This window comes from Desulfobaculum sp., from assembly GCF_054921475.1.
Window position 1 is genome coordinate 1 of the sequence record NZ_JBUDSW010000003.1, and the last position, 25,573, is coordinate 25,573.

The 25,573-nt window shown below is 61.4% G+C and carries 24 protein-coding genes and 1 tRNA gene; 23 read left to right on the forward strand and 2 right to left on the reverse strand.

The genetic code is table 11. The features are described 5' to 3' along the window. The 7 genes from ACY69P_RS00355 to fliW all read left to right on the forward strand — a co-directional run. Positions 1-411: flagellar basal body P-ring protein FlgI (locus tag ACY69P_RS00355; protein WP_462326194.1), on the forward strand; the 411-nt coding region annotated here is incomplete at its 5' end. Beyond that, positions 412-1,569: a peptidoglycan DD-metalloendopeptidase family protein gene (locus ACY69P_RS00360; protein ID WP_459899523.1), complete on the forward strand. Its 1,158-nt coding sequence runs from the start codon at positions 412-414 to the stop codon at positions 1,567-1,569. A 13-nt stretch (positions 1,570-1,582) separates the two neighbouring features. Further along, positions 1,583-2,062 (forward strand): flagellar protein FlgN, encoded by a 480-nt coding sequence (locus tag ACY69P_RS00365; RefSeq protein ID WP_459899525.1) that lies wholly within the window; start codon positions 1,583-1,585, stop codon positions 2,060-2,062. Further along, positions 2,062-4,176 (forward strand): flagellar hook-associated protein FlgK, encoded by a 2,115-nt coding sequence (gene flgK, locus ACY69P_RS00370; RefSeq protein ID WP_459899527.1) that lies wholly within the window; start codon positions 2,062-2,064, stop codon positions 4,174-4,176. The genes ACY69P_RS00365 and flgK overlap by 1 nt, the downstream gene beginning before the upstream one ends. A gap of 13 nt (positions 4,177-4,189) precedes the next feature. Continuing rightward, complete coding sequence (gene flgL, locus ACY69P_RS00375) at positions 4,190-5,752, forward strand: flagellar hook-associated protein FlgL (RefSeq protein WP_462326195.1); 1,563 nt, start codon at positions 4,190-4,192, stop codon at positions 5,750-5,752. Positions 5,753-5,824: 72 nt separating this feature from the next. Further along, positions 5,825-6,067, forward strand: coding sequence for a carbon storage regulator CsrA (gene csrA / locus ACY69P_RS00380; protein ID WP_404844702.1), 243 nt, complete (start codon positions 5,825-5,827; stop codon positions 6,065-6,067). Next, entirely contained in the window at positions 6,040-6,567 is a 528-nt protein-coding gene (fliW, locus tag ACY69P_RS00385; protein ID WP_459899531.1) for a flagellar assembly protein FliW, read from the forward strand. Before csrA ends, fliW begins: the two co-directional genes overlap by 28 nt. Here the strand turns inward: fliW and flgM are convergent. Both flgM and ACY69P_RS00395 read right to left on the reverse strand, forming a co-directional pair. Further along, on the reverse strand, positions 6,564-6,860 hold the full coding sequence (gene flgM / locus ACY69P_RS00390) for a flagellar biosynthesis anti-sigma factor FlgM (RefSeq protein WP_404844704.1): 297 nt from the start codon (positions 6,858-6,860) through the stop codon (positions 6,564-6,566). The genes fliW and flgM overlap by 4 nt on opposite strands. A gap of 27 nt (positions 6,861-6,887) precedes the next feature. Then, complete coding sequence (locus ACY69P_RS00395; RefSeq protein WP_462326196.1) at positions 6,888-7,337, reverse strand: DVU0524 family FlgM-associated protein; 450 nt, start codon at positions 7,335-7,337, stop codon at positions 6,888-6,890. A 127-nt stretch (positions 7,338-7,464) separates the two neighbouring features. On the opposite strand from ACY69P_RS00395, the gene ACY69P_RS00400 reads away from it, so the two are divergent. The 16 genes from ACY69P_RS00400 to clpP all read left to right on the forward strand — a co-directional run bounded on the left by ACY69P_RS00400 (position 7,465) and on the right by clpP (position 25,573). Next, a complete protein-coding gene (locus tag ACY69P_RS00400) occupies positions 7,465-8,313 on the forward strand; it encodes an NAD(+)/NADH kinase (RefSeq protein ID WP_459899536.1) in 849 nt (282 codons plus the stop codon). A 36-nt stretch (positions 8,314-8,349) separates the two neighbouring features. Beyond that, positions 8,350-9,531 (forward strand): murein transglycosylase A, encoded by a 1,182-nt coding sequence (gene mltA, locus ACY69P_RS00405; protein WP_462326197.1) that lies wholly within the window; start codon positions 8,350-8,352, stop codon positions 9,529-9,531. After that, entirely contained in the window at positions 9,528-10,181 is a 654-nt protein-coding gene (locus tag ACY69P_RS00410) for a DUF4254 domain-containing protein (protein WP_462326198.1), read from the forward strand. The genes mltA and ACY69P_RS00410 overlap by 4 nt, the downstream gene beginning before the upstream one ends. Before the next feature lie 13 nt (positions 10,182-10,194). Next, positions 10,195-11,625: an Asp-tRNA(Asn)/Glu-tRNA(Gln) amidotransferase subunit GatB gene (gene gatB / locus ACY69P_RS00415; RefSeq protein ID WP_459899541.1), complete on the forward strand. Its 1,431-nt coding sequence runs from the start codon at positions 10,195-10,197 to the stop codon at positions 11,623-11,625. A 13-nt stretch (positions 11,626-11,638) separates the two neighbouring features. Continuing rightward, positions 11,639-12,697, forward strand: a complete 1,059-nt coding sequence (gene mtnA, locus ACY69P_RS00420) for an S-methyl-5-thioribose-1-phosphate isomerase (RefSeq protein ID WP_462326199.1) — start codon at positions 11,639-11,641, stop codon at positions 12,695-12,697. A gap of 125 nt (positions 12,698-12,822) precedes the next feature. Further along, positions 12,823-14,160 (forward strand): ribosome biogenesis GTPase Der, encoded by a 1,338-nt coding sequence (der, locus tag ACY69P_RS00425; RefSeq protein ID WP_459899545.1) that lies wholly within the window; start codon positions 12,823-12,825, stop codon positions 14,158-14,160. A gap of 165 nt (positions 14,161-14,325) precedes the next feature. Further along, positions 14,326-15,249, forward strand: a complete 924-nt coding sequence (locus tag ACY69P_RS00430; protein ID WP_459899546.1) for a branched-chain amino acid transaminase — start codon at positions 14,326-14,328, stop codon at positions 15,247-15,249. A gap of 106 nt (positions 15,250-15,355) precedes the next feature. Then, positions 15,356-17,227, forward strand: a complete 1,872-nt coding sequence (gene dnaX, locus ACY69P_RS00435; protein WP_462326200.1) for a DNA polymerase III subunit gamma/tau — start codon at positions 15,356-15,358, stop codon at positions 17,225-17,227. Between the two features lie 25 nt (positions 17,228-17,252). After that, positions 17,253-17,564 carry a YbaB/EbfC family nucleoid-associated protein gene (locus tag ACY69P_RS00440; RefSeq protein WP_404844714.1) on the forward strand — a complete coding sequence of 104 codons (312 nt, stop codon included), beginning with the start codon at positions 17,253-17,255 and terminating at the stop codon, positions 17,562-17,564. A gap of 9 nt (positions 17,565-17,573) precedes the next feature. Beyond that, entirely contained in the window at positions 17,574-18,179 is a 606-nt protein-coding gene (gene recR, locus ACY69P_RS00445; RefSeq protein WP_404844715.1) for a recombination mediator RecR, read from the forward strand. A 110-nt stretch (positions 18,180-18,289) separates the two neighbouring features. Further along, on the forward strand, positions 18,290-20,476 hold the full coding sequence (recD2, locus tag ACY69P_RS00450; RefSeq protein WP_462326201.1) for an SF1B family DNA helicase RecD2: 2,187 nt from the start codon (positions 18,290-18,292) through the stop codon (positions 20,474-20,476). Between the two features lie 91 nt (positions 20,477-20,567). Next, positions 20,568-21,569 (forward strand): lysylphosphatidylglycerol synthase transmembrane domain-containing protein, encoded by a 1,002-nt coding sequence (locus ACY69P_RS00455; RefSeq protein ID WP_462326202.1) that lies wholly within the window; start codon positions 20,568-20,570, stop codon positions 21,567-21,569. Further along, a complete protein-coding gene (gene thiD, locus ACY69P_RS00460) occupies positions 21,566-22,927 on the forward strand; it encodes a bifunctional hydroxymethylpyrimidine kinase/phosphomethylpyrimidine kinase (protein WP_462326203.1) in 1,362 nt (453 codons plus the stop codon). The genes ACY69P_RS00455 and thiD overlap by 4 nt, the downstream gene beginning before the upstream one ends. A gap of 232 nt (positions 22,928-23,159) precedes the next feature. Continuing rightward, positions 23,160-23,244: transfer RNA gene (locus tag ACY69P_RS00465), tRNA-Leu, on the forward strand. Between the two features lie 134 nt (positions 23,245-23,378). After that, positions 23,379-24,695, forward strand: a complete 1,317-nt coding sequence (tig, locus tag ACY69P_RS00470) for a trigger factor (RefSeq protein WP_462326204.1) — start codon at positions 23,379-23,381, stop codon at positions 24,693-24,695. 269 nt (positions 24,696-24,964) lie between these two features. Beyond that, positions 24,965-25,573, forward strand: coding sequence for an ATP-dependent Clp endopeptidase proteolytic subunit ClpP (clpP, locus tag ACY69P_RS00475; RefSeq protein ID WP_404844720.1), 609 nt, complete (start codon positions 24,965-24,967; stop codon positions 25,571-25,573).

Here is a 25,573-nt window from a genome sequence, read left to right on the forward strand (position 1 = left end):
TTCCGTGGCAACCTCGTCCCGCTGATGGCATCCCTTGAGAATCTGGAAGTCAGCCCGCAGGGCAAGGCCAAGGTTGTGGTGGACGAAAAGACCGGCACCGTGGTGCTTGGGCGCGACGTTCGCCTGTCCAAGGTGGCAGTGGCCCATGGCAGCCTGCAGATTGTGGTGCGCGAGGGACAGGACGTGTCCCAGCCCACAGCGCCCTTTGGCGGCGGCGAGACCGTGGCTACACCGCAGACCGACATCGCCGTGCAGGAAGAGAACAAGCGCCTCATGCTCATGGAGGGTGCAACCCTTCAGGAACTGGTGGACGGCCTGAACTCCATCGGCGCAACCCCGCGCGACCTTATCTCCATCCTGCGCACGCTCAAGTCCGCTGGCGCTCTGCACGCGGAATTGGAGGTCATCTAAATGGTAGGCCCGAAGCTGAATGCCGAAGCCGCCATGATGCAGGCCGACCAGAGCGAAGCGCTGAAGCGTAAGCTGGGTCTGGATCAGTTGCGGCGACAGCTCGCCACCGGCGAGACGGAAGAAAAGAAGCTCCGCAAGGCATGCGAGGGCTTCGAGGCGGTGTTCATCAATAAGCTGTGGAAGCAGATGCGCACCAATGTCCCGCAGGAGGGCTACCTCCATAGCCGCGAGGAAAAGTTCTACGTGGGCATGTTCGACCAGAAGCTGGCCGAAAAGCTCGCAGACTCCGGGGGCGTTGGCATTGGCGATATGCTGTTCAACCAGCTGCGCGAGCAGCTCCTTGACGGCAGTCGTACCGCGCGCACCGTGCGCAAGTCTCCGGAGGAACTGAATCCGCTGGAGATGCCGGAACGTGCGGATGCGGCGCAGGCCTCGGGCATCAATATCAAAAAGAAGCCGCCCCTTGAGGTGGTTTCCGAACCGGAGGAGGGCGGGGCCAAGCGCCCCGCCGCCCCGGCGCCCGAACCCGTGCGCGAGCCGCAGGCCGTGGTTGATGACGCCGCCGTGGTCGCGTCCGTCAAGAAGGACCGCCTGCCAGCCGCCGCGCCGCCGGAACTGATGGCCAAGGCCATGCAGCTTGCCGCGAGCATCGAGTACCAGCACGCCCGCACCTCGGCCGGCGCGCCCCCGGACCTGAAGGCCGAGCCCGTTGCGGCGCCTGCCGCACCGGTGGAGCGGGGGGCCCTGTCGTGGCCCGCGCTTGGAACGGTGCAGGGTGAATTCGGGTGGCGGACGGACCCGGTGACCGGCGCACGGGAGTGGCACCCCGGCCTTGATATTGCCGGGCGTGAGGGCGACCCCGTGGCCGCATGCTGGGGCGGAAAGGTCGTTTTTGCCGGAGAGCAGGGGCGCTACGGCCAGACCGTGGTCATAGAGCACCCCGGCGGATGGCGCAGTATGTATGGGCACAACCAGAAAAATTTGGTTGAAATTGGTCAGGTTGTCGAAGCTGGTCAGAAAATTGCAACAATGGGAGATACCGGGAGCGCACCCGGAACGATTCTCCACTTTGAACTGCGCCAGGGCGATCAGGCCATGAACCCGGAGCGCGTCCGGGAGACCATGCAGGCCGTGGCGTCCGCAGACGACAACGCATAAACGGAGCGCGTACATGTTGAGCCGAATCAAGGAAAACATACACCGCCAGAACAAGGCGATGGATTTCCTCCATGAATTGCTTGAGGAAGAATTTTCCCATCTTACGGGCCACGATCCCCAGCAGGTGACCAGCATCGAGCTGTCCCTGCAGGAGCTGTTGCGCCAGATTGCCATGGAGCGCGTCTACCTGCGCCAGCTGGTTACGGAAATGGTCCCCGAGGCGGCGAACATGGCCGACCTGACCGCCACGCTGACGCCCGAGGAGGCCGCCCCCATTCAGGACGTGCTGGACGAGGTGGACGCCAAGGAGCAGGTCTGCGCCGTACAGGCGGAGAAGAATGCCCAGCTTGCCGTCGCCCTTGTGGAGCAGAGCACCAGCATGCTGGAGTTCATGCACCAGCAGATTCAGCCCAAGCAGGAAAACACCTACGGCCGCAGTGGACGCTACGCCAAGCACCACCCCCAGGCCGCGCTGCTTAAAGGGAGGCTCTAATGCCCGGAGTCAACTCGATTCTCGACATCGGTAAACTGGGTCTTTTCGCGTCTCAGTCGGCAATCGAGGTCACCGGCAACAATATCTCCAACGTTAACACCCCCGGGTACAGCCGTCAGCGCGTTAACCTCGAAGAGGCTATCAGCATTGACTATCGTCCCGGCCAGATGGGAACGGGTGTTCGCGCAACGGAGGTTGTCCGGTATTTCGACGAGTTCGTTGAGCAGCAGTTTACGGTGAAGGTTGCCGACAGAAGCCGCTGGGACGCCCTGTGGCAGAACCTGCGCAGCGTCGATGGCCTGTTTAACGAAAGCTCCACCCGCGGCATCAGCTCGTCTATGGACCAGTTCTTTAACGACTGGCAGGACCTGTCCGCCCCCGGGTCGGCGCAGGCCAAGCGCGAAGCGCTGCTTGGCAACACCCGCACGCTGCTGAGCGCCATCCACACGGCGCAGTCCGACATGGAGCGCATGCAGCAGCAGATGAACGGCTTCATTGAGCAGGAAGTGGAAGATATCAACAATCTCATCCACGACATTGCCGCTGTGAACGCCGAAATCGCCATCCATCACGATCCGGGCAAGAACAACGCCAACTCGCTGCTGGACCAGCGCACCCAGCTGGTGCGCGATCTCGCCAACCGTATGGACATCGATTACATCGACAACGGTGGCGGCAACTTCACGGTGCTGACCAAGGCCGGGCACACCCTTGTGGACGGCAATCAGACCTATGAAATTACGATGGAGAACGCTAAGACCGTCGCGAACCTGACCCCCGGTTCCGGCTTTGATGGCGAAATCTACTTCGAAGGCAGCGACGACTTTGAGTACACCGTTGAGGTGCTCACTGATGGCGATGTCTCCAGCGGCGCAGGCGCGGCAACCTTCCGCGTGTCCCTTGACGGCGGCCGGACGTGGATGACCGATGAAGACGGCAACGAAAAGCATTTTTCCGCCCGCCCCGAGGGGGGCAAGGTCAGCGTCGGCGACCTGAACATCTGGTTCGGTGAAAAAAGCGACGCCGGAACCGCCCCCGGTACAGATCTTTCGGCCGGAGACTCCTTTACCATCGTGCCCAAGGCGGGCCTGTACTGGTACAAGAATACCTCCACGGCCATGAACATCACGCCGCAGTCCTACAGCAACGGCGCAGACGACAAGCGTCGCCTGACCGGCGGTTCCCTGACCGGGTACTTCCACTTCCGCGACCAGCACGTGGGCAAGTACAAGGACCGTTTGGACGCCCTTGCCAAGTCGCTGGCGTGGGAAGTGAACCGCCTGCATTCGCAGGGCGTTGGCGAGCAGAAGTTCACCGATGTGACGGGGACCTACACCGTCAACTCCTCGTCCGTGGCCCTTGGCAGCAACTCGTCGGGCCTTGCCTTTGGCGACAAGCTCCAGAAGGGCAACGTGGAGATGTTCGTCTACGACTCCACGGACGGTTCTGTGATTTCCAGCGGCGCGCTGGACTTTGGCGGCGGCGCAAGCTTTGACCCCGCCGTGCATACGCTGGACGATGTGGCAACGGCCATCAACAACACCTTTGGCGCCAACGTGACAGCGTCCGTCTCCAACGGGCAGCTGCGCATTCAGAGCGACGACCCCGATGTGGAGTTCGCCTTTGGTTCGGACTCGTCCGGTCTGCTGGCCGGCCTTGGCATCAACACGTATTTTCAGGGCAGCAGCGCCAGCGACCTTGAGCTGAACGCCGCCATTGTCAAGGACCCTGAACTGCTGGCCATGGGGCACGTCAACGGCGCGGGCGAGGCAAACCTCGGTGACCGCGTGACCGCCACCAATATTGCCAAGCTCAAGGACAAGGACGTTGGCATCAGCACCAGTCGCGAGGGGCGCACGGAACAGACCCTGAACGAATACTACAACAACATCGTCGGAACCGTTGGTGCGGATACCTCGGCCGCCGAATACAACTACAAGTTCAACAACACGCTGGCCCAGAATCTTGAAGACCGACAGGAAGAGGTCTCCGGAGTCAACCTCGACGAGGAAATGGGCAATCTTATCAAGTTTCAGCATTCCTACACGGCGGCGGCAAAGCTGATAACCACCGCCGACCAGATGCTGCAAACCGTGCTGGCACTCAAGAACTAGGAAGGTTCACGTCATGCCTATCAGAGTTTCACACAGGAGCCGTTTCACGTTCTTCATCGGCAACATGAATTCTTCGCTTGCCGACTTGATGGAACTGAACACGCAGGCCGCCACCCAGAAGAAGATCAACAAGCCCTCGGACAATTCGTCCGGTATGGTGCAGGTGCTGGACCACCGCAACACCCTGAACTCCATCGCGCAGTATCAGGAGAACGTCACCAACGCCAAGGGCTGGTTGGCCGTGGCCGACGACAAGCTCACCAAGGCCAACGAAATCCTGACGCAACTGCGCGGGCTGGCCGAGCAGGCCGCAACGGGCACGATAAGCGACGACAACCGCGAGCAGGCCAGCTACGAGGCGCGCCAGCTGCTGGACGAGCTTATCGCCCTTGGCAACACCGAGTATCAGGGCAACTACATCTTTTCCGGCCACAAGACGGACACGCAGGCCTATGAGCGTGCCCTGTGGGTGACGGACAGCGATGGCAATTCCACGGACGCAAACGGCGACCCGCAGTTCTCCGTGACTGGTGGGCTGGAGCGTTCCGCCATTGTGCGTTTTCTGGATACCGGCGACATCGGCGGCGGCTCCGCCATCGACTACGAGTACTCCACTGACGGTGGCCGTACCTTCTCCTCCGGAACCATCCCGGCAGGCGCGGGCGACAAGACCATCACCATAGGCGGCGCGCAGTTGACGCTCAATGACGGCATGCACGTGGACGCGGTGGATACCAGTGTGGACTCCACCAACAACAACGGCACCACCCTGTGGGTTCGTCCCTCGGCCCGCTACAAGGGCGACGACGTGGACTCCATCAGCGTGCAGGATTTTGGCAATCTGCCTGCGGGCATGAGCGCCAGCGCGGCGGGCGTATTCGGCGGCAACGTGACGGTGCGTGTGGACTCGGGCAATACCCTGACCGCGGGCAACACGGTGGAGTATTCCTACTCCATGGACGGCGGCGCAACGTGGGAGACGGGGCAGACCGCCACGGTGGCCGCCGACGGTGAACTGACCTTTAATGTGCCCGGCGGTCACCTGGACCTTGCCGGCGGCGCAGCGGGCGATACCATCTCCACGGACAGCCAGTTCCTCGTGCGGCCGCGCTCGGGAAAAATCGATCTGCAAATAGGTCCTAACGAGTCGATTGAAATAAATAATATTGGCAAAGATATCTTTGGCGGTGTATATGCATCACCAAGCGGGAGTGGAGTCACTCTTGCCACCGGATTGCCTCTGGACCAGAACATGTTCGACGTCATCGGGGAGATGGTGGGCTATCTGGAGACGAACAATCAGCAGGGTTGTCAGGAGAGTTTGGAGCAGATTGATGCTGTGTCCAAGCACATCCTGACCAATGCCGCCCGTGTTGGCGCGGCGGAAAACCGCCTGCAGATTACCGAGAACACCCTCGGCGCTCTGAAGCACAACGAAACGAGCAGACTGTCCGACGTAGAGGATGCTGACGTCAGTGAACTGATGACCCAGCTGGCCAACCAGCAAATCATCTACGAGACGGTGCTCAGGTCGTCGTCCATGATCATGAGGATGAGTCTGGCGAACTTCATGTAATGAATCGCCGCCCCGGCCGCCTCTGGTATAACCCGGGCGGCTTATGGTAAACTTTTACGCACTCGGGATGACATGCTCATCTTAACACGACGCCCAGGGGAGAGCATCTACCTTGGGGACGACATCAAGATAACCGTCCTCAGCGTGCAGGGGAAGCAGATCAAAATCGGGCTGGAAGTGCCCGATGATCTGCCAGTGTATCGTGAGGAAGTGTATTTACGGGTTCAGGAGCAAAATAAGCTCGCCCTCCAACTGTCAGATCAGGATTTGTTCGCCGCGACACAGCTATGGCAGACAGAAAAGAAGAAAAAGTGATCCAGACACGGCTCGGTACGCTGACCGTGGACATGGAGCGTGTGATTGCCTTTCCGCGCGGGCTTATAGGCTTTGAGGACTGCAAGCAGTTCAGCCTTGTGCAGCTTCGCGAGGATTCGCCTTTTCTCATCCTGCAGAGCATTACGCATCCGGAGCTTGGCCTGCTTGTGGCCGACCCGTTTTCGTTTATGCAGGACTACAACATCAAACTCGGCAACGCCGAACAGAAAATCCTGCAGCTGGACAGCGCGGAACAGGTGGCGGTGCTGGTGACCGTCAACATCCCGCAGGGCAAGCCGGAGCATACCGCGCTGAACCTGACGGGCCCCATTATGGTCAACCATCAGGCCCGCATTGGCCTGCAGGTGCCGCAGGTGGATTCCAAGTACCCCAGCAGGTACTACATTCACGGAGAGGGTGGGGAGCTTCCCGCGCCCGGCACAGAGGTGCCTTCGGCAGGGCAGAAGGATGAGACCGGGGGAACCGGACCCGCCGACTAGATCAGCAGGTCCAGATCCTCCTCAACGATCTTTTGCGCGGTTTTGCGGGTGTCCGGAACGTATTCTCCCGCATCAACCTGCGCCTTGATGGCCAGAACCTTGGCGCGGCGGACTTCCGGAGCCGTCTGCGCCTCGCTCAGGGCGGAACTGTAGAGCTTGCCTTCAGAGGACAATTCTACGGAGTCGCCCTTTTTCGTATGGGCGCTGGATGAGCGCCCCTTGCCGGGGCCTGAACCGGGTTTCTCGACCTGCTCATAGGTCTTGAGCCCGGTGAGCGGTCCGAGTATTTTCATGGTTTCTCCCCCCTTTTCGCATTGCAGCTAGAGCATCGTGTCGTCGACCTTTTCGAGAGTGATGTCCCACAGGCGCTTGATGATGAGGTTCCGCTCTTCGATTGAGACTTCTTCGGGGCCGTCCTCAGTGAGCTTGTAGATGCGCATGTCGGCCTCGCCCGGAGGATAGGTCAGCTCAATGCTGTTTCCGAACTCGGCTTCAAGCGCGGCGCGAATCTCTTGTACAACGGTGTTGTCGCTACCCGCAGCCATAAGGTTTTCAATGATTTCCCGAGAAACTTGCTCTACCAGCATACGCCGCTTGGCCAGACGGGATATCTGGACGTCGTCCTCGGCGGCAGTCGCCGCAAGCGATTGCTTGAAGCGTTCCAGACGCCGGGCACTGGTCAGTTGCCGCCCGTAGGTCCGAAGCATTGTTTTGAGCTGATATGAGTTTGCCGTCACGTACTGGTTCCCTCTTGCCTGTGGTATCGGCATGGATTGAACGAATCTTTAGGAAAAAATACAGGAAAAATGAAAAAATTTCATTCCGGGGGTATATTCCTGTCGGGAAAGGATCACGATTCTTGAATAGTAGACGGGTTTTGTCTAGGTAAGGACTTCTATGCTGAATGATATCAAGAAGATTTTCATCGTGACGAAGGCCCGCGACGCTCAGGCGGCGGACCTCGCCGTCGAGATAGCTGGCTGGCTGGACGCCCACGGCGTCACTTCCGAAACCGTGGAGCATCACCGGGGGCTGGGCAGTCTGCCGTGCACTGTGAACGGGTGCGACCTTGTCCTTGTCCTTGGCGGCGACGGCACCATGCTGGGCGTTGCCCGCGAGGTGGCGGGCACGTCGCCCATGCTGGGGCTGAACCTCGGGCGGCTTGGCTTTTTGACGGAAGTCCCCCGCGACAGCTGGCAGGATTTTTTGACCAGCCTGCTGGCGGGCCGTATGCAGGTCCGCAGGCGTCTGGCGCTGTCCTACAGTGTGGCGCACGCGGACGGCAGGCAGACGGCGGGTACCGTCATCAACGACATTGTGGCCAACCGGGGCTGCTTGGCGCGGCTCATCAACCTGACCGTGCGCGTGGACGGCGAAAGCCTTGGCACCATGCGCGCCGACGGGTTGGTGCTCTCCACGCCGACAGGCTCCACCGCTTATTCCATCTCCGCGGGTGGTCCCATTGTGCATCCGGATATTGAGGCCGTCACCGTGACCCCTATTTGTCCGTTCATGAACACCTTCCGCCCCATGGTGCTGCCCGCCGCCAGCCGCATTGAAGTGGTGGTGGAGGACCCGGACCCGGAAGTGTTCCTGACCATCGACGGGCAGGAGTGCGTCGCCCTTGGGCAGGGGGATGTGATTACCGTGCACAAGGACGAAATGGGCCTGCTGCTCGTGGAACCGGAGGCCCCGACATATCTGACCCGCCTGCGCGCCAAGGGTGTTATAGAGTACACCCGCTGACCACGCTTATCCTCTGACCTCTCATCGGGAGCGACAATGTTTCGATATGCAAGGCTACTGGCCCTGATTCTGCTCTTTTCGCTTTTTGGCTGTGCCAAACCCCCAGCGCCGCCGCTGACCTTCGTTTCCGACGACAATGCCGCCCGCCAGACCGCAGAGCGCATGCGCCCGGCTGGGCAGGATATGCAGTCGTGGATGGACATGGAGGAGGGCGTGCGCCGCAGTTTGGCGTATGTGTCCGTCAAGCCGCAGGGCGCGACGGCGGTGCGTGTGGAGGACTTCTCCCTGACGTGGGGCGAGCTGCGCCGCAGTCTGGAGGAGCTTTTGGAGGTGCTGCCGCGCCTCGACGCGGAGCCGGACCTGTTGGCGGAGCATTTTCGGTGGTACCGCCTGTCGCAGGGCGCGCTGATGACGGGCTATTACGCGCCCTACATCGAGGCCAGCCCCGTGCGGACCCCGGAATACCGCTATCCACTTTACGGCGTGCCTGAAGACTTGCACACGCTGGACCTTGGCGACTTTCACCATCGCTGGAAGGGTCAGCGCCTTGTCTACCGCATGGAAAACGGCAAGCCCGTCCCGTACTACGACCGTCAGGAAATCGACTTTGAAGGCGCGCTGCGCGGACGGGGCGAGGAAGTGGCGTGGGCCAAGAATATTGTCGATGTATTCTTTTTGCAGATTCAGGGCTCCGGCCTGCTGCACTACCCGGACGGCACCAAGCACCACATCCTGTACGCCGGAAAAAATGGCCGCAAGTATGTGAGCCTTGGCAAAATACTTATCCAGCGCGGTATGCTGACCCGCGAAGGCGTCAGCATGAAGAGCATTCGCGACTATTTGGCCGAGCATCCCGAGGAAATTCCCGATTTGCTCGCCACCAATCCAAGCTATGTTTTCTTCCGAGTTGGGACCGATGGACCCTACGGCGCGATGGGGAAATTGTTGACGCCGAAGGTTAGCGTGGCTACAGACCCTAAGTTTCTGCCGCTTGGTTCGGTGCTGGCCTTTGAGGCGGACTTCCCGCCGGAGGCGCCGGGCGAGGAGGGCGAACGCATCGCCGGTCTGGGGCTGGCGCAGGATACGGGCGGCGCCATCAAGGGCGCGCGGCTCGACTGGTACTGCGGCAGTGGCCCGGATGTCGAATATTTTGCCGGACACATCAAGGCTCCGGCTTCCGTGTATATGCTTGTAAGCAAAGAGGTTCTGAAACGATGACAAGACCCGGCTTCGCCGAGTTGAAGAAGACGCTTGAGGAATGCTTCGCCGAGCAGGTCGCCTATGTTGCGGACTGGCATACGGCCGAGCCCGAGGACATTGACGTTCCCGAGGGTGAGGCCACGCCCGCGACCCTTCGCGCCCTCATCGCGCGCGAGCATCTGCGCAATTACCGCCTGTGGCACGTCGAGGACGAAGCCCGCCGCAAGGACGTCGGCCCCGAAATCATCGCCCAGTGCAAGCGCGATATCGACGGGCTGAACCAGTCCCGCAATGATTATATGGAAAAGGTGGACGCCTGCATTGTGGAGCTCGTTTTGCCGCACCTGCCGCAGAATGCCGCCGAGCGGTACAATACCGAAACCATCGGCGCGGCGGTGGACAGACTGTCCATCATCAGCCTGAAGATGTTCCACATGCGCGAGCAGACCGAGCGCGCGGACGTCAGCGAGGAGCACATCCGCTCCTGCCAGCAGAAGCTGGCCGTTCTGCAGGAGCAGAGCGCGGACCTGCAACGCAGCGTTCTGGAGCTTGTGGATGACTACGCCGAAGGCCGCAAGCGCCCCAAGGTCTATTATCAGTTCAAGATGTACAACGATCCCAGCCTGAACCCGGCCGTGTACGGTGCGGCTCAGGCCGCGTCCAAATAGAGCGGAGGTTACGATGGCCCAGTACGAAGCCGTCATCGGGCTGGAGGTTCACGCCCAGCTCAAGACGAAGTCCAAGCTCTTCTGTTCCTGCTCCACGCAGTTCGGCAAGGAGCCGAACTCCAACGTGTGCCCCGTGTGCACCGGCCAGCCCGGCAGCCTGCCGGTCCTGAACCGCCGCGCCGTGGAATACGCCACCAAGATGTCCCTCGCCATCGGCTGCACGGTGAACGAGCGCTCCATCTTTGCGCGCAAGAACTACTTCTACCCCGATCTGCCCATGGGGTACCAGATTTCCCAGTTCGACCTGCCCATTGCCGAGCACGGCAAGGTGGACATCGACGTGGACGGCGCAAAGAAGACCATCGGCGTCACGCGCATCCATATGGAGAACGACGCGGGAAAAAGCGTGCATTCGCAGGCGGATAACGCCAGCTACGTGGACCTGAACCGTGCCGGAACGCCGCTCATCGAGATTGTTTCCGAGCCGGACATGCGCTCCCCCGAGGAAGCCGTGGCCTACCTGCGCTCCCTGCATTCCATCCTGCTGTACCTCGGCATCTGCGACGGCAACATGGAGGAGGGCAACTTCCGCTGTGACGCCAACGTTTCCATCCGCCCCGTGGGGCAGGAAGAGTTCGGCACCCGCGCAGAGCTGAAGAATATGAACTCCTTCCGCAACGTCCAGCGCGCCATTGCCTACGAAATCAGCAGGCAGGAAGATTTGCTGGACGACGGCGAGGCCGTGGTGCAGGAGACCCGCCTCTTTGACGCCGACAAGGGCGTGACCCGCTCCATGCGTGGCAAGGAAGAGGCGCACGACTACCGCTATTTCCCGGACCCGGACCTTGTGCCGCTGGTGCTGGACCACGAGTGGGTGGAAGAGCTCCGCGCCGGTCTGCCTGAGTTGCCCGCCGCGCGCCGCGTCCGGTTCATTGAGCAGTACGGCCTGCCGGAAAGCGACGCCGAGCTGCTTACCGGCGACCGCGCCCTTGCCGACTACTTTGAAAAGACCGTGGCCGCCTATGACCAGCCGAAAAAGGTCTGCAACTGGATTTCTACGGACATCCTGCGCATGGTCAACGAATGCGGCGGCTCCATCGCGTCCTGCGGCCTTGCGCCCGAGGATTTTGCCACGCTGGTGCGCATTGTGGACGAGGGCGTCATCAACCAGAAGGTGGGCAAGAACGTGCTTGGCGAACTCTTTGCCGAGGGCGGCGACCCCGAAGCCTACGTCAAGGACAAGGGCCTTGTGCAGATTTCCGACACCAGCGCCCTTGAGACGGCGGTGGACGAAGTCATTGCGGACAACCCGTCCGAGGTGGAGGCCTTCCGCGGCGGCAAGACGAAGCTCATGGGCTTCTTTGTCGGCCAGGTGATGCGCAAGACCAAGGGACAGGCCAACCCCAAACTGGTGAATCAGATTCTGGCCGACAAGCTCAAATAGCCGGAGGAACAGCATGGATTGGCATATTCAGTATTCGGACGAGAAAGCGTGCCTGATGCTTCTGGACCAGCGCTACCTGCCCGGCAGGGAAGACTGGTACGCCTGCACCGACACGCAGAGCACCATCTACGCCCTGCAGACCATGGTGGTGCGCGGCGCGCCCGCCATTGGCGTTACCGCGGCCTATGGCTGCTGGCTTGCCGCGCGCGAGGCAGCGGGCGAGGGCTGGCGCGAGCGTCTGGACCAGCTGCTGACGGACCTTGAAAACGCCCGCCCCACAGCAGTGAACCTGCGCTGGGCCGTGCGCCGTATGCGCGCCGCGTGGGCAGAGCGTCCGGAGCTTGACCATGCCGGTCTGTGCGCCTTTTGGCTGGAGCTTGCACAGCATATCCATGACGAGGACAAGCGGTTGTGCCGTCTTATCGGCACGCACGGCGCGGCTGTCCTCGACGACGGTGACACGGTGATGACCCACTGCAACGCGGGCGCGCTGGCCACGGCGGACTACGGGACCGCCCTCGGCGTTATCCGCGGCGCGGTGGACGCGGGCAAGAGCATCAGCGTCATCGCCAACGAGACCCGTCCCTTCCTGCAGGGCGCCCGCCTGACGGCGTACGAACTGCACAAGGACGGCATCCCGGTGAAGGTTGCCTGCGACAACGCCTGCTCCCTGCTCATGAAGCGCGGGCTTGTGGACAAGGTGGTGGTGGGTGCGGACCGCATCGCCGCCAACGGCGACGCCGCCAACAAGATTGGCACCAGCGGCGTGGCCATCCTTGCGCGGCACTATGGCGTTCCCTTCTACGTGGCGGCCCCGCTGTCCACCATCGACAGGGAAACGCCAACGGGAGACGACATCCCCATTGAGGACCGCACCCCGCGTGAGGACACCCACGTAGGTGACCACCAAATCACGCCCGACGGGGTGGGGGTGTTCAATTATGCGTTCGACGTGACCCCCGCCGAGATGATAGCGGGTATCGTCACAGAACGCGGCGTGCTGCGTCCGCCCTTCGGACCAGCCATCGCCGCCGCGTTTTCAGAGCGTGACGCCGAGGAAGCCGCAGTATAGTCTTTCCGTGCGCACCAAGTGCACACGGCCCTAAGGACGACGGTGCGGGCCGGGAGGGGGAAACCCCGGTCCCGGCCCGCTTTCGTGTTCAAAACCGCATAAAATTCGAGTACAACGGTATTATTATGTTACCGACAATAGCCCTTATAGGACGCCCCAATGTGGGCAAGTCCACCTTGTTCAACAGACTGATTCGCAGGCAGAAGGCGCTGACGCACGACCTGCCCGGCGTCACGCGCGACCGCATCTACGGCGAAGTCCGTGCCACGGAAAAGCCCTTTGCCCTTGTGGACACCGGCGGTCTGGTCATGGACGAGAACGAAAACTTTGAGCAGGAAATCCTCCAGCAGGCGCACGAGGCCATTGCGGAATCGCAGGTCATCCTGCTGGTGGTGGACGGCAAAAACGGCCTGAACCCCGTTGACGAACAGGTCGCCCGCGACCTGCGCGAAAGCGAAAAGCCCGTTCTGCTGGTGGTCAACAAGGTTGACGGTTACGAGAAGGAAGACCTCGCCATCGAGTTCCATTCCCTCGGCCTTGACCTCATCCCCATCAGCGCCGCCCACGGCTACAACGTGCCGGACCTGCTGGAGCGCGTTGGCGAACTGATTGACGGCACCGGCTTTGACTACAACGCCTACGAAAATGCCGAGGAAGACGCCGGGCTTCGCCTTGCCATGGTGGGCCGCCCCAACGCGGGCAAGTCCTCCATCTGCAACGCCATGCTGGGCGAAAAGCGCTTCATCGTCAGCGACCGCGCGGGTACCACGCGCGACAGCGTGGACGTGACCTTTGAACGTGGCAGCCGCCGCTACACCTTTGTGGACACCGCCGGTGTGCGCCGCAAGGGCAAGATTTCCGACTCGCTGGAGCGCTTCTCGGTGCTGCGGTCCCTCAAGGCGTCCAAAAATGCGCAGGTGGCTGTGCTCACCCTCGACGCCGAGGATGGCGTGACCCTGCAGGACAAAAAGCTGCTGTCGTTCCTCGACCGCGAGAAGACGCCGCTTATTCTGGTCGTCAACAAGATGGACCTCATCCCCAAGGACAAGCGCGACAAGGTCAAAAAGTACTTCAAGGAAGAACTGCGCATTGCCCCCCATGTGCCCATCGTCTACACCTCCGCCGTGACCAAGGCTGGCCTTGGCGGACTGTTGCCGCTGGCGGACAAGCTGTGGCAGGAGTGCCAGATTCGCGTGACCACGGGCGTACTGAACCGCAGCCTGCAGGACGCCATCACCCGGCACCAGCCGCCGGTGGTCAAGCGCCGCCGTGCGAAGTTCTACTACCTGACGCAGACGGATATTACGCCGCCCACCTTCGTGTTCTTTGTGAACAATCCGGACCTCGTGAAGGCGTCTTACCAGCGCTATCTGGAGAACCAGCTTCGGAAGTCCTTTGGCCTTAAAATGGCCCCGATGCAGGTGTATTTCCGCTCCAGCCACGACAAGAACAAGAAGAAGTAGCGCTTTCTGTAGCATCTCCGGCACTTGAACGGTTTTGCCGTCTTGACCGGACCAGAGGAATTTCATACCGTTTCCCGATTGCTTGACAATCCGAGATGAAGGCCCCGTTCGCGATTTCCGTGGACGGGGCCAAGAACTCGACGCTACGCATAGGGAGAAATACGAATGGTTCAGCAAGTGGAAAGCATCTGGTTCGACGGCAAACTCGTGCCTTGGAATGAGGCACAGGTTCACGTCCTGACACATACCCTGCACTACGGCTGTGGCGTGTTTGAGGGGATTCGCGCCTACAAGCTGGCAGACGGCGGCTCTGCCGTGTTCCGCCTGAAGGAGCACGTGCACAGGCACTTCAACTCCGCCAAAATCTTGGAAATGCAGATTCCCTTCACCGAGGACGAAATCTGCGACGCCATCCTTGAGACGCTGCAGGCCAACAAGATGGACGAGGGCTACATCCGCCCGCTGTCCTTCATCGGCGCTGGCGCTATGGGCGTCTTCCCCGGCGACAACCCCATCCAGACCATCATCGCAACGTGGCCTTGGGGGGCGTATCTGGGTGAAGAGGCGCTCGACAAGGGCATCCGCGTCAAGACCTCCAGCTTTACCCGTCACCACGTCAACGTGATGATGACCAAGGCCAAAACCAGCGGCAACTACGTCAACTCCGTGCTCGCCAAGCGCGAGGCACTGGCCGACGGCTACGACGAAGCCCTGATGCTCGACACCGAGGGCTACGTGTCCGAAGCCACGGGCGAGAACATCTTCATCGTGCGCGGCGACACCATCAAGACCACGCCGCTGACCTCCGTCCTCGACGGCCTGACGCGCAACAGCATCATCACCGTGGCTAAGGACCTTGGCTACGAGATTGTGGAACAGCGCTTCACCCGCGATGAGCTGTACTCCGCCGATGAGGCGTTCTTCTGTGGCACCGCCGCCGAGGTGACCCCCATCCGCGAGGTGGACCGCCGCCAGATTGGTGCCGGCACCGGTGGCCGCATCACCAAGCATCTGCAAACGGAATACTTCAAGGTCGTGAAGGGCGAGAATCCGAACTACGCCCACTGGCTGGACCGCTACACGGTATAGCCTGACGGCCCGGAGATATTGAGCCGGACTCAGAGAGCCGGACATATCGAAACGAACAGCCGCGCCGCGCCCGCATCCCGGGCGCGGCGCATATGACAAGGACCACATGAGCCAGTCCCACCTGACGCACAAGTACCGCCCGCAGAGCTTTTCCGACGTGGCCGGACAGGAAACCATCAAGGCTATCCTGTCCCGCGCCGCTGCAACGGGAAAGATTGCCCCGGCCTACATGTTTTCCGGCACGCGCGGTGTCGGCAAGACCACCATCGCCCGCATCTTCGCCAAAGCCATCAACTGCGAGCACGGCCCCGCGGCGGAACCCTGCAACGAGTGCGTGCACTGCCGCCAGATTGCCGCCGGCGCTGCCGTGGATGTGGCCGAGATTGACGGTGCGTCCAACACCGGCGTTGACGACGTGCGAAGCCTCAAGGAAGACGTGGGCTTTGCGCCCATCGACTGCCGCTACAAGGTCTTCATCATTGACGAAGCGCACATGCTTTCCAAAAGCGCCTTCAACGCGCTGCTGAAAACGCTGGAGGAGCCGCCTGCGCACGTCACCTTCATCATGGCCACCACAGAGCCGCATAAATTCCCGCCCACCATCATCAGCCGCTGCCAGCACTACACCTTTCAGCGCCTGACGCAGAAGGGGCTGGAAGCGCACCTGACGAACGTCCTGCAGGCCGAAAGCCTTGGCTGTGAGCCAGAGGCCGTGTCCCTTATCGCGCGGCGCGGCGCAGGCAGTGTGCGTGATTCCATGTCCCTGATGGGGCAGGTGTTGGCCCTTGGCGGCGACACCCTGACCACTGACGACGTGCGTACCGTCCTTGGCCTTGCCGGACGCGATATCATGTTCCGGCTCATGGAGGCCCTGCACGCCCGCGACTGTGTGGGCGTGTCCCAGATTTTGGCGGAGATTCTTGATCAGGGTCTGGACCTTGGATTTTTCCTGCGCGAACTCACCGAAGCGTGGCGCACGCTGTTTCTGCTGGCCCAATCCGGCGAGCGGGCGCTGACCGTTCTGGACATTCCAGAAGAGGAAGCGCGCCAGTGGATGGAGTGGGTGCCGCGTTTTTCCGTTGCGCATATTCATGCCTGCTGGCAATTGACTTTGGAAGGGCAGCAGCGCGTGCGGCAGAGCTTAGAGCCTGCCCTTGCCCTTGAACTGCTGCTGCTCAACCTTGCCTACCTGCCCGAGCTTGTTGGGCTGGAGAGTGCGGGAACCGGCAGCACGCCCCCAGCCCCCGCACCGGGGAGCGGCGGCGCCGCGCCGAGCGGTGCGGCCAGTCCGGCGTCTGGCGGCGCTGGCGCTCCGCCCGTACAGGGCGGGGGCATGCAGAGCGCGCCCAAGAGTCGGCCCACTGCCCCGCAGCAGGCCGCGCCGCGTCAGGCTCCGCCGCGTCCACAGCAGGCCGAAGCCGTGGCTGTGGCCGAACCGCCGCGCCCGGTGGTGGAGCAGAGCGCTCCGGCCCAGACGCCGCGCCAACTGGGCGACCCGGCCATATCGCGCCGCGAACAGCGCCGCAGCGCCCCGCAGCCGGCGCGGACCTATGCCTCAACCGAAGGTCTGCCCCAGGTCCCCGCTGGTCCCAAGACGTGGGAGACGTTTTTGGACTATGCGGAAGAGGCCAAGCAGGCAACCGGGCGGGGCATTACCGGCCTGCGTCAGGTCAAGGCCACTGTGTCCGGCGGGACCTTGCTGCTGCATTGCAACAACAAGTTCCATTGCGAGCAGATTAAGGCCGATAGCTCCTTTTCATTTTTGCAGGAGCTGGTTCGCGAGTTTTTCGGACCGGAGTGCACCATTGACTTCCGGTTCCAGACCAAGGAGCGGAAAAACCGCTCGCAAATCAAGGATGAGGTGAGCCGTCATCCTGTCGTCGAAGATATGATGAAGGAATTCGACGCACAGGTCGTCAGCGCCGGACCGCGTACGGACGCGGCGCAGGACGGCGGCTCTGGCCCCAACGCCAATTGATATACCGCTTGTAAGGAGATACACGATGAAAGGCATGAACGACCTGATGCGTCAGGCCCAGATGATGCAGCGCAAGATGAGCAAGCTCCAGGAAGAGATGGAGGACCGCACCGTTGAAGCCTCCGCCGGTGGCGGCATGGTGACCGTCGAGGCCACCTGCTCCGGTTCCGTCAAGGCGCTTAAGATTGATCCTTCCGTTGTGGACCCCGAAGACGTTGAAATGCTGCAGGACCTCATCCTCGCCGCCATCAACGAAGCCGTGAAAAAGGGGAAGGACACCCAGCAGGCCGAGATGCAGGGCCTCACCGGCGGCATCAATATCCCCGGCATGTTCTAGGGGGCGACCGTGCAGCAGCTCCCGGAACCGCTGAAGGCGGTTGTTGACCAGTTGGCGCAGTTGCCGGGGCTGGGCCCGAAGTCCGCTCTGCGCGCGGCGCTGACCATCCTCAAGTGGCCACGGCCCCGCGCCAGCGCCCTTGGGCAGAGCGTGCTCGACCTGCGGGAAAAGCTGTGCATCTGTGAGCAGTGCGCCAGCCTGTCCGATTCTACGCCCTGCAGCATCTGTGCAGACGCCGCCAGAAACGACGATGAACTCATGGTCGTGGCGGAGTGGGATAGCCTCATCGCCATTGAGGATGGCGGATTTTTCAAGGGCAAGTATCTTGTCCTTGGCGGTCTGCTTGCCCCGCTGGATAACGTCAGCACCCAGAACCTTGAAATCGGCCGATTGCGCAAGCGCCTCGACGAGGGCCGCATCCGCGAGGTTATCCTCGCCCTTGGCACCACCCTCGACGCGGAAGCAACGGCAACCTACATCAAGGAATTGGTGGAAAAGAACTACCCCGGCGTGAACGTAACGCGTCTGGCACAGGGCATCCCCTTGGGGTCCGAGGTCAAGTACATTGACCGCGAGACGCTCCGCCAGTCGCTGGAGTTCCGCCAGAAGCTGTGATGGCCGCAGTCCTTGACGCGTCCGCGAACACATGAGACGTAGCCGGGTGGATTCCCAGAAGTAGGGAATCCCCCGGTTTTTCTTTTTATTCTTTCAGGAGTCCTGCGGCCATGTCCGATACACTGAAGGCCGAGATTAAAAATATAGTCTTCCACAATCCGTCCAACGGCTACCTCGTGGCGCGCGTCGTCAGCGAGGGGCAGCCCGGCGTCATCACCATTGTTGCCACCATGCCCGAACCGCACCCCGGCGAAATGATGACCCTGCACGGCCAGTGGAAGGAGCATCCCCGCTTTGGCCGTCAGTTTCAGGTGGAGACGTGGGAGCAAGTCATGCCCGCCACGCTCAACGGCATCCGGCGCTATCTCGGCTCCGGCATGGTCAAGGGTATTGGTCCCGTGCTGGCAACGCGGCTGGTGGACGCCTTTGGCAAGGACGTTCTCGACATCCTCGAAAACGACCCGGAAAAGCTGCTCACCGTAGAGGGGCTTGGCCGCAAGAAGCTTGAGGCTATCAAGGTCTCGTGGGATGCCCAGCTTGAGGTGCGAAACCTCATGATTTTCCTGCAAAGCCACAACGTCCCGCCCACTTACGCCGCGCGCATCTTCAAGCGCTACGGCAACGGCGCCGTGGCGAAGCTCAAGGAAAATCCCTACGAGCTGGCCTACGAGATTCGCGGTGTGGGCTTCAAGACCGCCGACAGCATGGCCCTCAAGCTGGGCTTTGCCGAAACAGCCCCCCAGCGCATGGAGGCCGCGGTCATCTACGCGCTGTTTTCCGCCAGTGAGAAGGGGCACCTGTTTCTGCCCGTTGAAAAGCTCATCGACGCCGTGGACAAGCTCATCGGCGGGGTGGACCCGCAGTGCATTGAGGACGCCGTGTCCGCGTTGGAAGGGCGCAAGCGCGTAGCCGTGGAGTCCCTGCCCGCGCAGGACGTGGAGCGGGCCGTCTACCTGATGCATTTTTACCGGCACGAACGGGAGATTGCCTCGCGCTTCCTTGCGCTGTGCGAGCACCCGACGCCCATGGACCTTGAAAAGATCCGCCGCCTGCTGCCGCAGCTGGAGGTGGACGAGGACATCCAGCTCTCCAGCGAGCAGCGCGACGCCGTGCTTGGCGGATGCGAGAACAAGGTCTTCGTGGTCACGGGCGGACCGGGTACGGGTAAGACCACCATCACCCGCGTTATGGTGCGCGCAATGGACAAGATGGGCTTCAAGATTAAGCTCGCCGCACCAACGGGCCGCGCAGCCAAGCGCATGGCCGAGGCCACTGGCTACCCCGCGTCCACACTGCACCGCATGCTCCAGTATCAGCCTGACGGCGGTTTTGCCCATAACGAGGAGAAGAAACTCAAGGCGCAGGCCGTTATCATTGACGAGGTGTCCATGCTTGATACCTCGCTGTGCCTTGCGCTTCTTCGCGCGTTGCCGCTGACGTGCCGCCTTGTGCTCATTGGCGACGTGAACCAGCTGCCCTCGGTTGGTCCGGGCAACGTGCTGGCGGACATTCTGAACAGCCAGTCCGTGCCCAGCGCGCGCTTGACGCATATCTATAGGCAGGCGCAGGAGAGCCTTATCGTCACCAACGCCCACCGGGTGAACAGCGGCCAACTGCCCGAATGCTCGCCGAAACCCGCCCCGGCCAATGATTTCTTTTGGGTGCAGCAGGAGGACGCAGCGCGCATCCAGCGCCTTATCGTCCAGCTGGTGACGGACCGCATCCCCGACATGTACGGCCTTGACCCCATGCGCGACATTCAGGTGCTGACGCCCATGCACAAGGGCGACCTTGGCACCCAGACCCTGAATCAGATTCTGCAGGAGCATGTGAACCCCGGCGAAGGCGGCATCCGGCGCGGGAACCACACCTTCCGCAAGAACGACAGGGTGCTCCAGATGCGCAACAACTACGACAAGGACGTCTTTAACGGCGACCTTGGCTGGGTGAAGACCATCGAATCAACGCGCGGTGAGATGCTGGTGGACTTTGAAGGGCACGTCGTCAGCTATGAGCTGAAGGACATTGACGAACTGGCCCCGGCCTTTGCCGTCAGCGTGCACAAGTCGCAGGGTAGCGAGTATCCGGCCATCATCATGCCCGTGGTCACCCAGCACTATATGCTGCTGCAACGCAATCTCATCTACACGGCGCTGACCCGCGCCAAGCGCCTTGCCGTACTTATCGGCGGGCGCAAGGCCGTGCAGATTGGCGTCTCGCGCGAGGACAGCAACAAGCGCTTCACCCACCTGCAATACCGCATTCAGGAAGCCTTTAACGATTTGCTCTGCGGATAGGGACTCCTCATCGTCCCGGTTTTGCGGTACTCTGCAAGACTCCAGATTTTTTTTGGAGCCTCGCACCACCGCAACCTGACCGGGAGGGCCGATGAAGCGCTGGACAGGGCCGATTCTGCGCACCGCGCTGACCGCCGGATGCATTTGGTATGTCGCCCGCGGGCTGGATGTGGCCGAGCTTGGCCGCGCCATGCGGGATATGGCGCCCATGGCGGTGGTGGTGACGCTGCTTGCCGCGTGTGTGGACTATGTCGGCATGGGCCTGCGGCTTCGGGCCGTGAGCGGTTGGCGCGTGGGCTGGGTGGATGCCATCCACGCGTGCGTGCTGTGCAACGGGTTGAATGTCATTTTGCCAGCGCGTATGGGCGAGGCCGCCAAAATTCTCTATATGCGCCGTCAGAGCGATATCCCTGCCGGAAGCGGCATGGGCATGGTGTTCTGGGAGCGTTTTGCGGACCTGAACATGCTGGTGCTGTTCATCCTTGCCGCCGCGGCGGCAAGTGGCAGGGCGCTGGCTATTGCGCCGGTGGCTCTGGTGGCGGCGGGGCTGTGGGGCTGTTTGGTCCTGCTGCGGTTTTTCCCCGCGCTGCGCACTCTTGTGGTGCGCGCGGTGTATTTCCCGCGTTTGCGGGCTTTGGCCGAAGATGTGCTGGGCCAGCTAAATGGGCACATGCGCTTTGGATTTTTGCTGCTCATCGGCGTGTTGTCGCTGTGGCCGTGGGTGATGCACTGGGTGCAGCACTGGCTGCTGCTGGTCTGGGGCGCGGGCCTTGCGCTGTCGCCGGGTGATGTGCTGGCGGTCTTTGTCATCAGTGCGGGCGGGCTGGCTATCCCCTCGTCCCCCGGCAACGTTGGGGTGTACGAGGCCGTAATGGTGGCCGGGCTGGCGCTGTTTGGCGTGCCGCGTGAAAAGGCGCTTGCGCTTGCGCTTGTGTGCCACATGGCGTTCCACATCCCCCTTGCGCTCTACGCATTTGGACTTATGACTGTTCATGGACTCGGGCCGAAGGCGCTTCGGACCGGGGCGAAAGCTGAATCGGAACCGGAATCTGAATTTTCTGAAATCGCATTGGAAAAGAGAAATAACGCATGACTGCACAACCTTGTATCCTGACCATAGCGGGGTCTGATTCCGGCGGTGGCGCTGGAATTCAGGCGGACCTCAAGACCATGGCGATGCTGGGCGGCTTCGGCATGTCCGTCATCACCGCGCTCACCGCGCAGAATTCCATGGGCGTGACGGGCATCCACGCGCCTGAGCCGGATTTTGTCGGCCAGCAGCTGGACGCCGTGCTGAGTGATTTTCCTGTAGCCGCCGCCAAAACAGGCATGCTGTTTTCCGGCCCCATCATTGCCGCCGTGTGCGAGCGCCTTGCCACACGCACGTTCCCCTTGGTCGTTGACCCGGTGTGCGTGAGCCAAAGCGGGCACCGCCTGTTGCAGGAGGAGGCCGTGGACGTCATCCGCCAGCGGCTTATCCCTCTTGCCGACGTTTTCACCCCCAACCGTCCGGAAGCCGAGCTTTTGGCCGGCATGACGATTGAGACGGAGCAGGACATCCACCGCGCCATAGAGCGCCTGCAGGAGATGGGCGCCAAGGCCGTGCTCCTCAAGGGCGGACATTTTGAGGGCGAGCGCATGGTGGACTGGCTGGGCATTCCCGGCGAGGCTCCCGTCGCCCTGGAGCAACCCAAGATTGAGACAAACCATACCCACGGGACGGGCTGTACGCTGTCGTCCGCCATTGCCACGGGCCTTGGAAAGGGGCTCAGCGTCCGGGACGCCGTGACCGCCGCCCAGCAGTACCTGAACAGCGCCCTTGCCGCCGGGTTTGGACCGGGCGAAGGCTATGGACCGCCCAACCACAGCATTCCGCTGCTGCGCCTGCAGGACCGGGAGCAGTGCCGTCAGGGCATGCGCGCAGCGCTTGCCGCTTTGCAGGGCGGCGTTGGCCTGCGCTGCCTGCTGGGCGAGGGATGTATGAATATTGCCTGTTCCACGGCCTACGCACGTGGCGTGGAAGACGTCTGCGCCGTGTCCGGTGGCGTCCTTGTGGACCCGGCCGGGCGGACGCTGGTGGCAGGGGCGCCGGAATTTGGCGTGTCCCAGCGCATGACGGGTATTCTTGCCGCCGCGCAGGCGGTGCGGCCATCCATGCGCGCCTGTGTCTGCATGCCCCGGAGTGCGCCCCTTGCACAGGCCATTGCCGCCAGCGGCATAACCGCCTTTGAAGAGGTACAGGACCCCGGTCAAAGCCCGGACGCCGCCCGCGATGCCGCGCGAGCCCGCCTGCAGGAGCGCCTAAGCGCCTTGGAGACCGCTCCGCCTGCGCTGGTGGTCGCCAGCCGCGAAGGGCAGGGCGAGGGCGGCACGGTCTGCATCCTTGCCACAACCCTTCACAATGCCATGAAGTGCCTTGACACCCTCGTCGCAACCGGCCAGAAGTCCTGAATATTCCGTGTGTGATTTTTGTAACATGCACGGTGTTTGAGGGATTGACAGTTACGGGCCGGAAGTTTAGTGTTTGCCACTTTGTAAGACAGCGCCCACTGTTGCCCCGGCCAATTTTTTGGCCGTGAGGTGATTTTTTGTCGTTTTATCGATAGACGCCGAGCGCCCGAAAGGGTACAGGGCGCGGTGTCCGGGGAGAAAACCCTCCCCGCGCGGCCTCTCATGAGCATATGCGGCGGTGGCGAAATTGGTATACGCGCTGGTCTTAGGAGCCAGTGCCTTCGGGCTTGCGGGTTCAAGTCCCGCCCGCCGCACCAACCGCGCCATGCGCGGCGAAGGCCGCACACCATCACGTGGAAAACGTCCACATCAGCCCGGGGCGAAGCCGCCGGGCAACGGATAACAGATATCATCTGGGCTTGCCCAAAAGGCTCAAGGAGGAGAGCATCCAATGGAATATACAGTCGAAGAAATTTCTCCGGTAGAGCGGAAGGTCAACGTTACCGTCCCCGCTGAAGAGGCGAATGCCGCCATCACGGCCACTGTCGCCATGTACAAGACTTCCGTGGACATCAAGGGCTTCCGCAAGGGCAAGGTCCCGTCCTCCCTCATCGAGTCCCGCTTTAAGGATCAGGTGTATCAGGAAGCCACCAACGACTTGGTGAACCTGCAGATCAACCAGATCCTCGGCGAGTCCAAGCTGCAGCCCCTGTCCCGTCTGGACGTGGACGCCAAGGAACTCGTCCGTGACGAAGATTTCAACTACTCCGTCGGTTTCGAAGTCGCTCCCGAGTTCGAGATGCCCGACTATTCCAACCTTTCCGTCGAGGAAGAGGCCGTAGAGGTCAAGCCCGAGGAAATCGAGGAAGTCATCGAGCGCATCCGGACCAACATGAGCGAGACCAAGGAGATCGAAGAAGATCGCACCGCTCAGGACGGCGACGTTGCCGTCATCAGCTTCAACGCGTGGAGCGAAGGCAAAGAGCTGGACGAGATCAAGGCCGACAACTTTGAGCTTCCCATCGGTGAAGGTCAGGCTCTGGAAGGCTTCGAGGACATCGTCAAGAAGCTGAAAAAGGGCGAAAAGGGCGAAGGCGACATCACCTTCCCCGAGGACTTCATCAACAAGGACTTCGCCGGTCAGACCGTGACCATGCGCGTGACCCTGTACTCCATCAAGGAGCGCGTGAAGCCCGAAGTCGACGACGAATTCGCCAAGAAGGCCGGCGGTTTTGATAGCGTAGCCAAGATGCGTGAAACCATCGAAAGCTCCTACATGACCAGCCGCAAGAATCTCGCCAAGGCCGACGCCCAGAAGAAGCTGCTGGACGGCCTGATGGAAAAGACCGAGTTCATGCTGCCCCCGAGCCTGCTCGAAGAGAACATCGACCGCCTCGTGGCCGATGTGAAGGAGCGCGTGGAGCGCGAAGGCCGCCGTCTGGAGAGCCTTGGCAAAACTCCCGAAGAGCTCCGCGAAGAGCAGCGCGAGAAGGCCGAAGAGCTCGTGCGCACCCAGCTCTTCCTGCTGGCCGTTGCCAAAAAGGAAGACCTGTCCGTCGATCCTCAGGAAGTGGAGACCTACATCTTCCAGGAAGCCATGCGCCAGCGCATGGACCCCGAGGCCCTCAAGCGCGCCTACGAGGAAAACAACCTCATGTTCGCCCTGCGTGACCGCCTCCTCGCCGACAAGGCCATGGAGCTTATCTACGCACAGGCTGATGTGAAGGAAGTTCCTGCCGCCGACAAGGCCGAAAAGGAAGAAAAATAGCACTCTATACACGGCGGGGAGTCCTGTGCTCCCCGCCTGTTTTCTCCCCTTCCCCGCCAGGGCCGGGCAGCGCTGTCATCCACTGGCTGCAGGCTCGGCATATTCCTCCTCATGACGGATTCGGGTGCAACCTCCCGAGACAAAAAGCCTTCTGAGAATATCGTCGGGATTTGGCAGTGGACTTGCCAAGTCCTTTTGGCGTATTATTTTCCTTGAGACAATCTTTTCACCAGAGCTACACGAACTGCACACAAGGGAGAGCGATATCCATGGGCACGATACCCATCGTAGTTGAAACCACCGGACGCACCGAGCGCGCTTACGACATTTACTCGAGGCTTCTGAAGGACCGCATCATCGTCCTCGGCACCCCCGTTGACGACCATGTGGCCAGTCTCATTTGTGCGCAGCTGCTGTTCCTGGAATCGGAAAATCCCGAGAAAGAAATCTTTTTGTACATCAATTCTCCCGGCGGTGTCGTGACGGCTGGCATGGCCATTTATGATACCATGCAGTATATCTCGGCTCCCGTGGCAACCCTGTGCATGGGTCAGGCCGCCAGCATGGCCGCCCTGTTGCTTACCGCCGGCGAGCCTGGTATGCGTTATGCATTGCCTAATTCACGGATTCTGATCCACCAGCCGCTCGGCGGCATGCAGGGTCAGGCGTCCGATATCGAGATTCACGCCGCTGAGATGATCCGCATGAAGGAGCACCTCAACGGCATCATGGCCAAACACACCGGCCAGGACCTAGACACCATTGTCAAGGATACGGACCGCGATCACTTTATGGGCGCGGAAGAGGCCAAGGGTTACGGCCTGATTGACAAGATCCTGGTATCCCGAAAGGATATTACGGAAGATAGCAAGGAGTAA

Excerpts from the sequence above, each read along its gene's own strand:
- ACY69P_RS00360 (WP_459899523.1), top strand. The coding sequence starts at position 412 with ATGGTAGGCCCGAAGCTGAATGCCGAAGCCGCCATGATGCAGGCCGAC.
- ACY69P_RS00365 (WP_459899525.1), top strand. The coding sequence starts at position 1,583 with ATGTTGAGCCGAATCAAGGAAAACATACACCGCCAGAACAAGGCGATG.
- flgK (WP_459899527.1), top strand. The coding sequence starts at position 2,062 with ATGCCCGGAGTCAACTCGATTCTCGACATCGGTAAACTGGGTCTTTTC.
- flgL (WP_462326195.1), top strand. The coding sequence starts at position 4,190 with ATGCCTATCAGAGTTTCACACAGGAGCCGTTTCACGTTCTTCATCGGC.
- csrA (WP_404844702.1), top strand. The coding sequence starts at position 5,825 with ATGCTCATCTTAACACGACGCCCAGGGGAGAGCATCTACCTTGGGGAC.
- fliW (WP_459899531.1), top strand. The coding sequence starts at position 6,040 with ATGGCAGACAGAAAAGAAGAAAAAGTGATCCAGACACGGCTCGGTACG.
- flgM (WP_404844704.1), bottom strand. The coding sequence starts at position 6,860 with ATGAAAATACTCGGACCGCTCACCGGGCTCAAGACCTATGAGCAGGTC.
- ACY69P_RS00395 (WP_462326196.1), bottom strand. The coding sequence starts at position 7,337 with ATGCCGATACCACAGGCAAGAGGGAACCAGTACGTGACGGCAAACTCA.
- ACY69P_RS00400 (WP_459899536.1), top strand. The coding sequence starts at position 7,465 with ATGCTGAATGATATCAAGAAGATTTTCATCGTGACGAAGGCCCGCGAC.
- mltA (WP_462326197.1), top strand. The coding sequence starts at position 8,350 with ATGTTTCGATATGCAAGGCTACTGGCCCTGATTCTGCTCTTTTCGCTT.
- ACY69P_RS00410 (WP_462326198.1), top strand. The coding sequence starts at position 9,528 with ATGACAAGACCCGGCTTCGCCGAGTTGAAGAAGACGCTTGAGGAATGC.
- gatB (WP_459899541.1), top strand. The coding sequence starts at position 10,195 with ATGGCCCAGTACGAAGCCGTCATCGGGCTGGAGGTTCACGCCCAGCTC.
- mtnA (WP_462326199.1), top strand. The coding sequence starts at position 11,639 with ATGGATTGGCATATTCAGTATTCGGACGAGAAAGCGTGCCTGATGCTT.
- der (WP_459899545.1), top strand. The coding sequence starts at position 12,823 with ATGTTACCGACAATAGCCCTTATAGGACGCCCCAATGTGGGCAAGTCC.
- ACY69P_RS00430 (WP_459899546.1), top strand. The coding sequence starts at position 14,326 with ATGGTTCAGCAAGTGGAAAGCATCTGGTTCGACGGCAAACTCGTGCCT.
- dnaX (WP_462326200.1), top strand. The coding sequence starts at position 15,356 with ATGAGCCAGTCCCACCTGACGCACAAGTACCGCCCGCAGAGCTTTTCC.
- ACY69P_RS00440 (WP_404844714.1), top strand. The coding sequence starts at position 17,253 with ATGAAAGGCATGAACGACCTGATGCGTCAGGCCCAGATGATGCAGCGC.
- recD2 (WP_462326201.1), top strand. The coding sequence starts at position 18,290 with ATGTCCGATACACTGAAGGCCGAGATTAAAAATATAGTCTTCCACAAT.
- ACY69P_RS00455 (WP_462326202.1), top strand. The coding sequence starts at position 20,568 with ATGAAGCGCTGGACAGGGCCGATTCTGCGCACCGCGCTGACCGCCGGA.
- thiD (WP_462326203.1), top strand. The coding sequence starts at position 21,566 with ATGACTGCACAACCTTGTATCCTGACCATAGCGGGGTCTGATTCCGGC.
- tig (WP_462326204.1), top strand. The coding sequence starts at position 23,379 with ATGGAATATACAGTCGAAGAAATTTCTCCGGTAGAGCGGAAGGTCAAC.
- clpP (WP_404844720.1), top strand. The coding sequence starts at position 24,965 with ATGGGCACGATACCCATCGTAGTTGAAACCACCGGACGCACCGAGCGC.